The following is a 12,555-nucleotide window of genomic DNA, read 5'->3' on the forward strand; positions in this document are numbered from 1 at the left end:
CCCAAAGAGGAATGATATCAGCAGGCGCAGCCAGGGGTTTCAGCCTTGGGCAGGGGCTTGCGGCCGATGCCCGGCATGCCGAGGCTGACGCCGGGGAGCTTAGTGGCCCTGCCCGCGGCCCAGGCGTCGCCCGCCTTCGTCGCGCGGTGGGTCAGGACCTCGCCGTCCGCGACGAGGTGGTGGGGGGCGCCGTAGGTGACCACGGTGGTGATCACGTCGCCGGGGCGCACGCCTTCGGCATTGCCCGTGGGGTCGGTCGCGCTCGGGGTCACGTTGAAGTGGACGAGGCGGCCGTCGCGGGCGCGGCCCGAGAGGCGGCCGGTGGCGGCGTCCTTGCGGCCGTCCCCCACCGTGACGAGGACTTCGACCTCGGTGCCCTCGAGCTTGCGGTTCTCCTCCCAGGAGACGCGCTCCTGCAGGGCCACCAGGCGCTCGTACCGCTCCTGGACCACGGCCTTGGGGATCTGGTCCTCCATCGTCGCGGCGGGGGTGCCGGGGCGGATGGAGTACTGGAAGGTGAAGGCGCTGGAGAAGCGGGCCTGCTCGACGACGTCGAGGGTGGCCTGGAAGTCCTCCTCGGTCTCACCGGGGAAGCCCACGATGATGTCCGTGGTGATCGCCGCGTCGGGCATCGCCTTGCGGACGTCGTCGATGATGCCCAGGTACTTCTCGGAGCGGTAGGAGCGGCGCATCTCCTTGAGCACCTTGTCCGAGCCGGACTGGAGCGGCATGTGGAGCGAGTGGCAGACGTTCGGCGTCTCCGCCATCGCCGCGATCACGTCATCGGTGAAGTTCTTCGGGTGCGGGCTGGTGAACCGCACGCGCTCCAGGCCCTCGATCTGACCGCAGGCGCGCAGAAGCTTGCCGAAGGCGAGCTTGTCCCCGAACTCGACGCCGTAGGTGTTGACGTTCTGGCCCAGGAGCGTGACCTCCGAGACGCCCTCGTCGACCAGGGCCTGGACCTCGGCGAGGATCTCGCCGGGGCGGCGGTCCTTCTCCTTGCCGCGCAGGCTCGGCACGATGCAGAACGTGCAGGTGTTGTTGCAGCCCACGGAGATCGAGACCCAGCCGGAGTAGGTGGAGTCGCGCTTGGTGGGGAGGGCGGAGGGGAACGTCTCGAGGGTCTCGAGGATCTCGACCTCGGCCTCCTGGTTGTGGCGGGCGCGCTCCAGGAGCACCGGCAGCGAGCCGATGTTGTGCGTGCCGAACACCGCGTCGACCCAGGGGGCGCGCTTGACGATCTCGCCGCGGTCCTTCTGGGCGAGGCAGCCGCCGACGGCGATCTGCATGTCGGGGTTCTCGCGCTTCGCGGGCGCGAGGTGGCTGAGGTTGCCGTAGAGCTTGTTGTCGGCGTTCTCGCGCACTGCGCAGGTGTTGAACACGACGAGGTCCGGCGCGGCGTCGGCTGCGACCGGCACGTACCCGGCCTCCTCGAGCAGGCCCCCGATGCGCTCGGAGTCGTGCACGTTCATCTGACAGCCGTACGTCTTCACCTGGTACGTCTTCACCGCTTGGTCAACCACCCTCCCAGGATAGACGCGAGTCACGTCACAGCCCGAGGGCCGGGACCCGAGTGGGACCCGGCCCTGCCGGATCACTGCGCCCGCGCGATGAGCGGCGGGTTGAGGCGGGCGAAGCCCTCCTGGACCTCGTACGGGTAGTACGGGTAGGGCGCGGTGCGGCCGCTGGCCTTGTCGAGGCGGGCGACCTGGTCGGCGGTGAGCTCCCAGCCGATCGCGCCGAGGTTGTCCTGGAGCTGGCGCTCGTTGCGGGCGCCGATGATGACGGAGGCGACGGTGGGGCGGCGCAGGAGCCAGTTGAGGGCGATCTGCGGGATCGTCCTGCCGGTCTCCTCGCCGAGTTCGTCGAGGACGTCGACCACGTCGTAGAGGATCGCGTCCTCGACGGGCGGGCCCCATTGGGCGGTCTCGTGGAGGCGGCTGCCCTCCGGGAGCGGCTGCCCGCGGCGGATCTTGCCGGTGAGGCGGCCCCAGCCGAGGGGGCTCCAGACGACCGCGCCGACGCCCTGGTCGTGGCCGAGCGGCATGAGCTCCCACTCGTAGTCGCGGCCGACGAGCGAGTAGTAGACCTGGTGGGCCGCATAGCGGGTCCAGCCGTGCGCGTCGGCGGCGGCGAGGGACTTCATGAGCTGCCAGCCCGCGAAGTTCGAGACGCCGATGTAGCGGAGCTTGCCGGATCGCACCAGGTCGTCGAGGGCGCTCACGGTCTCCTCCACGGGGGTGCCCGCGTCGAACGCGTGGAGCTGGAAGAGGTCGATGTAGTCGGTGCCGAGCCGCTTGAGGGCGGATTCGACGGAGGCGATGAGGCGGGCGCGGCCGGTCCCCGCATCCTGCGGCCCCTCCCCCGTCGGGAGGCCGGCCTTGGTGGAGATGAGGGCCCGGTCCCTGCGGCCCTTGAGGGCCCGGCCGAGGACGCGCTCGGACTCGCCGTCGGAGTAGACGTCGGCGGAGTCGAACATGGTGACGCCGGCGTCGAGCGCCATGTCGACCATGCGGCGGGCCTGGTCGGTGTCGGTGTCGCCCCAGGCGCTGAAGAGCGGGCCGCGCCCGCCGAAGGTGCCGGCGCCGAAGCTGAGGGCGGGGACGTGGAGGCCTGAAGCGCCGAGCCTGCGGTATTCCATGATGAAGCCCTTCTAATGGTTCTAGAGTTCCGTTAAGAACTTCGACTAAGCTATCCCACGAAGCATCATTAACGCAACTGGAGTCCCGTTATGAGTGACGAGCGTCCCGATCCCGGCACCGTCCGCCCCGGCGGCCGGACCGCGAAGGTCCGCGAGGCCGTGCTCCGCGCCGCCGGAGACGCCCTGGCCGAGGACGGCTTCGACCGCCTCGACCTCGCCGAGATCGCCCGCCGCGCCGGCGTCGGCAAGACCACGGTCTACCGCCGGTGGGGCACCGTGCCCGGGCTCGTGGCCGACCTGCTCACGGAGATGGCCGAAGAGTCCCTGCCGCGCACCGAGACCGGTTCGCTCCTCGGCGACCTCACGGCCCAGGCCCGCCTCGTCCAGTCCACATTGAGCGATCGTCGGCAGGGCCCGCTCTTCAAGGCCCTCATCACCGCCGCCGCCTGCGACCCCCAGACCGCCGAGGCACTCCACCGCTTCTACCGCATCCGCACCGAGGAGTGGGCGCCCTGCGTCACGGCCGCCGTCGAACGCGGCGAGGTCCCCGAAGGCACCGAGCCCCACGAGGTCATCCGCGCCGTCTCAGCGCCCCTCTACTACCGACTTCTCATCGCCGGCGACCCCGTAGACCGAGCCATGGCCGACCGCGCCGCAAAGGCCGCGGCCGTGGCCGCCCGAGAAGGAGCCTTCACCGCGGGCTAGGCGGCATCGGTCAGGCGGGGAGACCGTCCTCGTCGTAGCCCACGATGGCCTCGCCGCTCTGACGTCGACGATCGGCAACGGCCGCATCGTCGAACAGAGCGCGTGCAACCGGCGGCGGATCCGCGGAGAGCGAGCGTCGAGAACCTGTCGGTCTGGCCGTTCGCCGTTCGCGGGTACGGCGGTTTCGGACTCGCCCACCGATCAGGCCGCCATGCTCGCCGACGTCGCGAGTTGGGAGACGCGCTGCTCCGAGATGCCGAGGACCGCCGCAATGTCACGACCGGTCATGCCCTCGCCCTTGAGCAGCACCACGGTCTCGCGGGTAATGCGCGAAGCCTGCGCCTGAAGCTGGACGGCCTTCTCAGCGCCCTCTCGCGCCTCAGCGATGCGCGCGTCGATTTCCGGGGCGATGTGCCACTCGATGAGGACCGGGTCCTCGAATAGGAACGCCGAGAGGCCGAGATCCGCAGTGCGGTTCCCGGCCTCTCGGTGATCTTGCGCTGCTAACAGCGCATGAGCGCGCGCTTAGTGCTTAAGCGGTCTCGGTGATCTTGCGCTGCACCCAGGGCATCAGCGCGCGCATCTTGGCGCCGGTCTCTTCGATCTTGTGGTCGGCCTGCTCCTGCTGGAGCTTCTTGTAGTTCTCGCGCTTCTCCGACTCCGCGACCCACTCCTTGGCGAAGGTGCCGTCCTGGATCTCGGTGAGGATGCGCTTCATCTCGGCCTTGGTGTCGGCGTTGACGACGCGCGGGCCGCGGGTGAGGCCGCCGTACTCGGCGGTGTCCGAGACGGAGTACCACATGTTGGCGATGCCGCCCTCGTAGATCATGTCCACGATGAGCTTGAGCTCGTGCAGGCACTCGAAGTACGCGGCCTCGGGGGCGTAGCCCGCCTCGACCAGGGTCTCGAAGCCTGCCTTGATGAGCTCGGCGGCGCCGCCGCACAGCACGGCCTGCTCGCCGAACAGGTCGGTCTCGGTCTCCTCCTTGAAGGTGGTCTTCAGGACGCCCGCACGGGTGCCGCCGATCGCCTTCGCGTAGGAGAGCGCGACCGCCTGGGTGTCGCCCGACGGGTCCTGCTCGACCGCGACGAGCGCGGGGACGCCCTTGCCGTCCACGAACTGGCGGCGGACCATGTGGCCCGGGCCCTTCGGGGCGACCATGGCGACGTTCACGTCCGCCGGGGCCTGGATCAGGTCGTAGCGGATGTTGAAGCCGTGGCCGAAGAACAGGCTGTTCCCGGCGGACAGGTTCGGAGCGATCTCGTCGGCGTACAGCTTGGCCTGCGCCGTGTCCGGGACGAGGATCATGATGACGTCGGCCCACTCGGCGGCCGCGGCCGGCGTGAGCACCTTCAGGCCCGCCTCCTCGGCCTTCGGACGGGACTTGGAGCCCTCCTGCAGACCGATGACGACCTCGACACCGGAGTCGCGGAGGCTCAGCGAGTGGGCGTGGCCCTGCGAGCCGTAGCCGAGGACGGCGACCTTCTTGCCCTGGATGAGGGCCAGATCGGCGTCGTCGTCGTAGAACACTTCAGCGGACATGTACTGCTTCCTTCGTTACTAGCTATTCGGAGAGACGTAGCGCGACAGCGACGCCATCGACTTGGCGCCGCGCCCGAGCGCGACCGTCCCCGACTGGACGAGCTCCTTGATCCCGAACGGCTCGAGGACTTCCAGGAACGCCTCGATCTTGTCGGAGTTCCCGGTGACCTCGAAGGTGACCGTGTCGGGTGTGACGTCGACCGAGCGGGCTTTGAACAGCTCGGCGGCGGCGATCACCTGGCCGCGGGTGGCGGCGTCGGCGCGGACCTTCACCAGCAGCAGTTCGCGCTGCACGGAGGAGCCCGCTTCCAGTTCCACGATCTTCAGGACGTGGATGAGCTTGTTGAGCTGCTTGGTGACCTGCTCCAGCGAGCCCGCCTCGACGTCCACCACGATGGTGATGCGGCTGACGCCGGGGTGCTCGGTCTCGCCGACGGCGAGGGAGTCGATGTTGAAGCCGCGCCTGGAGAACAGGGCGGCCACGCGGGCGAGGACGCCCGGCTTGTTCTCGACGAGGACCGACAGCGTGTGCGTACTCATCAGATCTCACCCTCGTCGTCGAAGTTCGGGCGCACGTCGCGCGCGTACAGGATCTCGTCGTTGGAGACGCCGGCCGGGACCATCGGCCACACCATCGCGTCCGGCCCGACGGTGAAGTCCACCACGACCGGGCGGTCGTTGATCGCGTTGGCCTGCTTGATGATGTCGTCGACCTCATCGACGGTCTCCGCGCGCAGGCCGACGCAGCCGAGGGCTTCGGCGAGCTTCACGAAGTCCGGGATGCGCGGCGAGGCCTCGGAGTGGTGCGTCGACAGGTTCGTCTGCGAGTACCGCTTGTCGTAGAACAGGGTCTGCCACTGGCGGACCATGCCCAGGTTGCCGTTGTTGATGACCGCGACCTTGATCGGGATGCCCTCGACCGCGCAGGTGGCGAGCTCCTGGTTGGTCATCTGGAAGCAGCCGTCGCCGTCCACGGCCCACACGGTGCGGTCCATCTCGCCCAGCTTGGCGCCCATGGCCGCCGGCACGGCGTAGCCCATGGTGCCCAGGCCGCCCGAGTTGATGAACGTCCCCGGGGTCTCGTACTTGATGAACTGCGAAGCCCACATCTGGTGCTGGCCGACGCCGGCGGTCCAGATCGTGTCCTCGGGGGCCAGCTCGCCGAGCCGCTGGATGACCCACTGCGGGGTCAGCAGCCCGTCATCGATGTCGGTGTAGCCCAGCGGGTACCGGCCGCGCAGGTCGTCGAGGGTCTCCCACCAGGTCTTCAGGCGCTCTTTGCCGCCGTCCTCGTAGGTCTCGATCATCGCCGAGATGGCGGCCTTGCAGTCGCCCACGATCGGCACGTCCGCTTCGCGGTTCTTGCCGATCTCGGCCGGGTCGATGTCGACGTGCACGATCTTCGCCTCGGGGGCGAAGGACGCGAGCTTGCCGGTGACGCGGTCGTCGAAGCGGGCGCCCAGGGCCACCAGCAGGTCGGACTTCTGCAGCGCGTGCACCGCGGGCACCGTGCCGTGCATGCCGGGCATGCCCAGGTGCTGCGGGTGTGAGTCGGGGAAGGCGCCGCGCGCCATCAGGGTGGTCACGACCGGGGCGCCGGTCAGCTCGGCGAGCGCCAGCAGCTCGGCGTGCGCGCCGGACTTGATGACGCCGCCGCCGACGTACAGCACGGGCTTCTTGGCCTCGGCGATGAGCGCAGCGGCCTCGCGGATCTGCTTGCCGTGCGGCTGCGTCGTGGGGCGGTAGCCCGGCAGGTCCATCTTCGGCGGCCACACGAAGGGGGCCTCGGACTGCAGGATGTCCTTGGGGATGTCGACCAGGACCGGGCCGGGGCGGCCGGAGGCGGCCACGTAGAAGGCCTCGGCGAGGACGCGCGGGATGTCCTCGGCGTCGGTGATCAGGTACGAGTGCTTGGTGATCGGCATCGTGATGCCGCAGATGTCGGCTTCCTGGAAGGCGTCGGTGCCGATGGAGGAGGAGACGACCTGGCCGGTGATGGCCACGATCGGGACGGAGTCCATGTGCGCGTCGGCCAGCGGGGTCACCAGGTTGGTCGCACCGGGGCCGGAGGTGGCCATGCACACGCCGACCTTGCCGGTGGCCTGCGCGTAGCCCTGCGCGGCGTGGCCGGCGCCCTGCTCGTGGCGGACGAGGACGTGGCGCACCTTCTCGGAGTCCAGGAGCGGGTCGTAGGCCGGGAGGATCGTGCCGCCCGGGATGCCGAAGACGGCCTCGACCTCGAGCTCCTCGAGCGCGCGGACGACGGCCTGCGCGCCGGTGAGGACGGGTGCGGCGCCGGAAGCGCCGATCGGAGGAGCCGGCTTGGGGGCCTTCGGCCTCGCAGGCTGAGCTTTGGCAGCCTGCGGCCCAGGCTTCGGTGCCTTCACTGGTGTGCTCATGTCCTTCGTCCAATAGGGAGATGTGGCTGGTTCGACATGTGGCGTCGTTCCCCGGGCAGAAAAAATCGCCCGCGTGCTAGACGCACGGGGCGAGCGCACCGTCGGAGAACGACGGTGCGCTAGATAAGTACTACGACGAGCGGCCGCGCGGCGGGCGCGGTCGCGATGCTCAGGTCGTAGTTCTGCTTCGGCACGCTCCCCAGGATGCACGATTCCGGCCCGTGAGTCAACTTTTCTCAGACTCCGGGACGTCGTTCGGCGTGTCGCCGGACGCCCCGGCATCGCCGGGGACGGACACGGGTTCGATCACGTCGGCCGGATCGCCCGGCGCGGGCAGCGCGGGCGGCAGAGCGCGCGGGTCGTCGGCGAGCCAGCGCGTCAGGTCGTCCGGCTCCATCGGTTTGGCGAGCAGGTAGCCCTGCACGAGGGGCGCTTGGGCGGCGATCATGGCGTTGAGCTGGGTGTCGGTCTCGACGCCTTCGGCGATGACCTCCATGCCGAGGATGCGGCCGAGGGCGACGGTGATGGCCGCGAGGGGGCCGACGCCGCCGTCGTCCTTGGCGATGAGGTCGCGGTCGATCTTGATGATGTCGACCGGGAGGCGCTCGAGCTGGCCGAGCGAGGAGTAGCCGGAGCCGAAGTCGTCCAGGGCGATTCGCACGCCCGCGCCGCGGAGGGCGCTGAGCTGGGCGACGAGGGTGTTCATCTGGTGGGAGAAGTCGTGCTCGGTCACTTCGAGCACGAGCCGGCGGGCCGGGACGCCGGCGGCGATGAGCGCGGTGTTGACCTCGGTGGCGAACAGGTGGGTGTGGAGCTCCTTGACGGAGACGTTGACGGAGATCCAGGCTTTGATGCCGGCGGCGGCCCAGGTGGCGAGCTGTTCGGCGGCGCGGTTGACGGCCCAGACGGCGAGGTCCTGGGTGAGGCCGGATTCGGTGGCGGCGGGGATGAACTCGCCGGGGCTGACGTGGCCGAGCCGGGGGTGGTGCCAGCGCATGAGGGCTTCGGCGCCGACGATGGAGCGGTCGGCGGTGGCGAAGACGGGCTGGTAGACCAGGCGCAGCTCGTCGCGGCGGATGGCGCCGCGCAGCTCCTGGGTGAGCTCGTTCTTGCGGCGCACCTTGCGGTCGAACTCGGAGTCGTAGGTGGCGTAGCGGTTCTTGCCGGCCTGCTTGGCGGCGCGGAGGGCGAGGTCGGCGTTGCGGAGCAGGATCTCGGGGTCGCCGAAGCCTTCGGCGGCGGTGGCGATGCCGACCGAGCCGGTGGTGAACACGGTGGACTCGTCGTGGAAGTCGTAGGGTTCGCCGAGGCGGGCGACGAGGGCCTTCGCGGTGGCGACGGCTTCGGACCAGCTGGCGCGCAAGAGGATCGCGAACTCGTCGCCGCCGAGGCGGGCGCCGACGTCGGTGGGGCGCAGGAGTTCCTTGATGCGGCGGGAGACTTCGACGAGGAGTTCGTCGCCGAAGTCGTGGCCGCGGGTGTCGTTGACGTTCTTGAAGCCGTCGAGGTCGAGCAGGAGCAGGGCGGTCTGGTGCTCTTCGGCGCTCACGCCGTCTTCGAGGCTCTGGAGGAGCGCACGGCGGTTCGCCAGGCCCGTGAGCGGGTCCGTGTAGGCCATGCGCGCGAGTTCGGTCTCCAGGCTGCGGCGCGCGCCTACGTCCTCGACGCGGGCCACCAGGCCCCGTACTTGGGGTTTGCCGCGCAGGTCCGTCACGACGGTCTCGGTGTGGCGCCAGCGCCGGGCGGAGTCGCGGACGCGGACGTTCAGGGAGACGTGGCGGGTGTGGCTGATGCCGTCCAGGAGGGTGCGGAGGTCCTCTTCGGCGGTGCGGCGGTCGTCGATGTGGACGAGGTCCAGGAAGGACGCGCCGACGCAGCTGCCGGATTCGGTGGCGGGCCGCCAGGCGGAGTCCTCGGGGTGCCAGGTGACGGTGAGGTCGGGGTCGAGGACGAGGACGGTGTCGGAGGCGACCCCTACGATGGCGGAGAGCTTGCGCTGGCGGGCGGCGGCCTCGCCGGTGACGCGGCGGACGTCGAAGTAGGTGAGGACCAGGCGGGCGGCGAGGGCTCCGGCGGCGGCGAGCGCGAGGAGCGCGGCGTCGAGCGGGAGCGGGCCTACGTGTCCGCCGTTGAAGAGCACCGCGGCGGCGGCGAGGGCCGCCGCGCCGGCCATGACGGAGTAGTGGACGCCGGGGTAGTTGGGCTTGTCGACGGGGGCGGGTTTCTGGGTGCGGGCGAGGTAGGTGACGCCGAGGAGGGCGGCGCAGGTGGCGACCCAGGCGACGGACCACCAGAGGATGCGCTCGTCGGGGCGGTCCCACTGCCAGGTCATGTAGGTGGCCATGGCGGTGAGGTGCACGGCGAAGACGGCCATGTAGGCGAGGGCGTGGCGGCGGCGCCAGCGCTGGATGCGGAAGGTGGTGGTGAAGCCGACGCCGAGCATCACGACGCCCATCATGGCGGGGATGACGATGGCGAGGTCGCCGTCGGCGAGGTGGCCGCGGTACCGCTCGAAGAGGGGCCTGAAGGCGAGGAGCCAGACGGCGAAGAGGAAGCAGAGGCCGACGAACGAGCCGTCCACGAGGCGGCGCTGCACGGCTTGCGGGTCCCAGCCGTTGTCCGGGAGGCGTAGCAGCGCAAGGGACCAGATGACGACGGCGGTGCTGAAGCCGAGGCCTGCGGCGAGGGACGCCCCGCTGCCGGGGAGCCAGCAGGCGGCGGCGATGCCGGCGGCGACGGCCTGGATGCCGGCGGCCATGAGCTGGTAGGTGACGCGGCGGGCGGGGGCGATGCGTCCGGCGGCGCGCCACATGAGGAGTCCGGCGCAGGCCGCGCCGATGCTGCCGAGGACGGCGGCGGAGGCGGGGTCGATGCGCGGGAAGGCGGAGTGCACGCCGACGACGACGGCGGCGGTGAGGACTGAGCACCACACTGCGGCGGTCGCGAACCACGACAGCAGCTGCCGCACGCGGCGGGGTGTCGGCGCCATCCACTGACCCAATCGTAGGAAACCTCGTGCTTAACAGGATGCCGCATCCTCGTACCGATCCGTATCGGGCCCTCCGCAAGTGCGTGGGGAGGTCCCGCACGGGGTTACGGGAGTCCGACTTCGCCGGGATCGGGGCTTACGCGGCCCGACCTCGGCGGCGTTCGCGACGGGTCGGGCCCGCGCGGCGCGGCGTGCGGCCGTCAGTTCGCGGTCGGCGCCGCCGGTCCGGGCGCACTCGCGGTCGCTGCGGCGGGCAGGCACTCGCGGAGGCGCTCGATGCCGCGGCGGGTGGCGAGACCGCTTTCGGTCCCGGAGCGTTCCTGGTTCTCGGCGTCCTTGCGGGCTTTGACGAGTGCTGCGCGGGTCTCGGCGAGCTGCTCGTCGCGGCGGTGATTGCTCGTGGTCGCCTTGGCGAGGTCGGTGCGGTACTTCCAGAGCGGGATGATCACGGCGAGGGCGAAGAGGACGCCGAGGAACCACTGGCCGAGGACGATCATGAGCACGCCGAGGACGCCGAGCGCGGCCGCGATGCCGTAGCTGAGGGGTTTGGAGGGTGCGGCGGCGGCGAAGGCCTGGTCGATGCGGCGTTCGACGGCGGCAAACTGGTCGGGGTCGTGTCCTTCGCTGGTGACCTCGATGTACTCGCCGCGGCGGCGCACGGTGACCACGGCCTTCTCGGTGGTGCCGAGGGAGGCTTCGATGCGGTCGAGGCGTTCGCGCAGGAGCGGCGCGGCGAGTCCGAGGGCGATGCGGCGCAGCGGGATCGGGGCTTCGGGGTCGAACAGGTCGCGGCGGACGAGGTCGGCGACGGTCCCGGCCGGGTCGGACCAGGAGCGGCGATCGCCTTCGCGCGCTTCAGGAGCGGGGTTGAGCGCGGTCATCTCGCTGACCAGCGGCAGTTCGGCGGCGCTCGGTTCCTCGATGAGCTCTTGGAGGTAGGAGCGCCAGGCGGCGTCGTGCTTGGGCGGTTCGGCGGTCCGGTCGATCGCCGCACCGTCGAGGGCCCCTGCGGCATCGAGCGGCGCGTTCGGTTCGTCGGCCTCGTGACCGGACTGCGCCTCGCCGAGGCGCAGCGGATCCGCGGCGGTGGCCGCATTGGCTTGGGCCCCAACGACATCGAGCGGTGCGTCCGCTTCATCGGCCTCGCGGCCGGGCGTCGCCTCGCCGAGGCGCAGTGCGTCAGTCGCAGCGGTGTCGCCCAGGCGCAGCGGATCGGACGCGGCGTCCGAATTGGACTGGGTCTCGACGGCACTGCGCGGCGCGTCCGCTTCATCGGTCTCGTGGCCGGGCGCGGCGTCGCCCAGGCGCAGCGGATCGGCGGTGGTGCCGCGCTCCGCGGCGGGCGCATCGCCGATGCCGGGTGCCGGTGCATCGGCGGGGGCGGTCCGTTCGCCGGTGCCGAGGGCCGCCGAGAAGTGGGCTTCCAGCGCCGCGAACGACTCGGCACGTGAGGGGCCGAACTGCTCGATCGCCTTGTCCCACTCGGCCAGCGCGGCCTCGTCGAGGGCCCCGGGGTCGAAGTGCTCGCGCAGCAGCGAGGCGATCTGCGCCGTCGCCGCCGGGCCGAAGGCGCCGGTCGCGGCCTCCTCCCACAGCGTCCGCCAGCCCCGGGCGACCTGGCCGGGTGCCGCGACGCCGAGGTCGGCGGGTTCGCTCAGCAGGCGCAGCGCGGCCGCGTCGATGAACGCGGGCTGGTCGAAGCAGCGGCCGACGGCGAGGCTGAACAGCTCGGCCCTGACGGCGTCGCGCTCGCGCGCCGCCTCCAGGCCCGCCTGCAGGTCCGCGAACGCGCTCACGGCGGTCCCCTGCCCCGGGAAGCGGTCCCGCACCACCAGCGGCAGGACGGCCGCCGCGGCGGGCGGCAGCCAGTACCCCGGTACGTCGTCGACCGCGCGCAGGACCGGCATGCGGCCCCCGGCGAGCGCCCGCACGGTGTTGCGGATCTCCTTGCGCGCCTGGCACTCGTCGAACTCCAGCAGCTGGAAGCGCAGCTCGGTCCAGCGCAGGAGCGTGTCGAGCCGCGAGTTCATCTGGGAGGCGGCCGTCGAGATCTTCTCGGCGAGCTTGGCCTCCCCGGCCCGGCGCTCGCGCTCGAGCCGGCGGGTGCGCGCGCGCTGCTCCTCGATCGCCTCGAGCTGGGCGCGTTCGCGCCCGGCGTCCGTCCAGTACCAGGTCGACATGGCATCGCCGGAGTACGAGTGGTCGCTTGACGAGTAGCTGTCGCTCATGTGGGGCGCTCCGGGGATGAGGGGGCGTGGGCGCGTTCATTGTGCCCGGG

At 71.0% G+C, this 12,555-nt stretch carries 9 protein-coding genes; 1 reads left to right on the plus strand and 8 read right to left on the minus strand.

Features of this window, described 5'->3' with window-relative positions:
- Window positions 1-17 precede the first annotated feature (17 nt).
- Both miaB and QWI33_RS08525 read right to left on the minus strand, forming a co-directional pair.
- Window positions 18-1,523: a tRNA (N6-isopentenyl adenosine(37)-C2)-methylthiotransferase MiaB gene (gene miaB / locus QWI33_RS08520; protein ID WP_289956771.1), complete on the minus strand. Its 1,506-nt coding sequence runs from the start codon at window positions 1,521-1,523 to the stop codon at window positions 18-20.
- A gap of 71 nt (window positions 1,524-1,594) precedes the next feature.
- Window positions 1,595-2,641 carry an aldo/keto reductase gene (locus QWI33_RS08525; protein WP_289956774.1) on the minus strand — a complete coding sequence of 349 codons (1,047 nt, stop codon included), beginning with the start codon at window positions 2,639-2,641 and terminating at the stop codon, window positions 1,595-1,597.
- 90 nt (window positions 2,642-2,731) lie between these two features.
- Between QWI33_RS08525 and QWI33_RS08530 the strand changes: the two genes are divergently transcribed.
- Window positions 2,732-3,346 (plus strand): TetR/AcrR family transcriptional regulator, encoded by a 615-nt coding sequence (locus QWI33_RS08530; protein WP_289956775.1) that lies wholly within the window; start codon window positions 2,732-2,734, stop codon window positions 3,344-3,346.
- 201 nt (window positions 3,347-3,547) lie between these two features.
- Here QWI33_RS08530 and QWI33_RS08535 read toward each other — a convergent pair whose 3' ends face one another.
- From QWI33_RS08535 to QWI33_RS08560, 6 genes are all read right to left on the minus strand, one after another.
- Window positions 3,548-3,658: a sigma factor-like helix-turn-helix DNA-binding protein gene (locus QWI33_RS08535; RefSeq protein WP_289956777.1), complete on the minus strand. Its 111-nt coding sequence runs from the start codon at window positions 3,656-3,658 to the stop codon at window positions 3,548-3,550.
- Between the two features lie 220 nt (window positions 3,659-3,878).
- Window positions 3,879-4,889, minus strand: coding sequence for a ketol-acid reductoisomerase (gene ilvC / locus QWI33_RS08540; protein WP_270115515.1), 1,011 nt, complete (start codon window positions 4,887-4,889; stop codon window positions 3,879-3,881).
- A gap of 18 nt (window positions 4,890-4,907) precedes the next feature.
- Window positions 4,908-5,429, minus strand: a complete 522-nt coding sequence (gene ilvN, locus QWI33_RS08545; protein ID WP_205324813.1) for an acetolactate synthase small subunit — start codon at window positions 5,427-5,429, stop codon at window positions 4,908-4,910.
- Window positions 5,429-7,288 (minus strand): acetolactate synthase large subunit, encoded by a 1,860-nt coding sequence (locus QWI33_RS08550; RefSeq protein WP_289956783.1) that lies wholly within the window; start codon window positions 7,286-7,288, stop codon window positions 5,429-5,431. Before QWI33_RS08550 ends, ilvN begins: the two co-directional genes overlap by 1 nt.
- 226 nt (window positions 7,289-7,514) lie before the next feature.
- A complete protein-coding gene (locus tag QWI33_RS08555; protein WP_289956785.1) occupies window positions 7,515-10,277 on the minus strand; it encodes a putative bifunctional diguanylate cyclase/phosphodiesterase in 2,763 nt (920 codons plus the stop codon).
- Window positions 10,278-10,477: 200 nt separating this feature from the next.
- A complete protein-coding gene (locus tag QWI33_RS08560; RefSeq protein WP_289956786.1) occupies window positions 10,478-12,505 on the minus strand; it encodes a hypothetical protein in 2,028 nt (675 codons plus the stop codon).
- Between the last annotated feature and the right edge of the window lie 50 nt (window positions 12,506-12,555).

Source organism: Glycomyces tritici, assembly GCF_030403505.1.

What these genes read in the sequence shown, in the direction of transcription:
- QWI33_RS08525 (WP_289956774.1), bottom strand. Translation starts at nt 2,641, where the DNA reads ATGGAATACCGCAGGCTCGGCGCTTCAGGCCTCCACGTCCCCGCCCTC.
- QWI33_RS08560 (WP_289956786.1), bottom strand. Translation starts at nt 12,505, where the DNA reads ATGAGCGACAGCTACTCGTCAAGCGACCACTCGTACTCCGGCGATGCC.
- ilvC (WP_270115515.1), bottom strand. Translation starts at nt 4,889, where the DNA reads ATGTCCGCTGAAGTGTTCTACGACGACGACGCCGATCTGGCCCTCATC.
- QWI33_RS08550 (WP_289956783.1), bottom strand. Translation starts at nt 7,288, where the DNA reads ATGAGCACACCAGTGAAGGCACCGAAGCCTGGGCCGCAGGCTGCCAAA.
- QWI33_RS08530 (WP_289956775.1), top strand. Translation starts at nt 2,732, where the DNA reads ATGAGTGACGAGCGTCCCGATCCCGGCACCGTCCGCCCCGGCGGCCGG.
- ilvN (WP_205324813.1), bottom strand. Translation starts at nt 5,429, where the DNA reads ATGAGTACGCACACGCTGTCGGTCCTCGTCGAGAACAAGCCGGGCGTC.
- QWI33_RS08555 (WP_289956785.1), bottom strand. Translation starts at nt 10,277, where the DNA reads ATGGCGCCGACACCCCGCCGCGTGCGGCAGCTGCTGTCGTGGTTCGCG.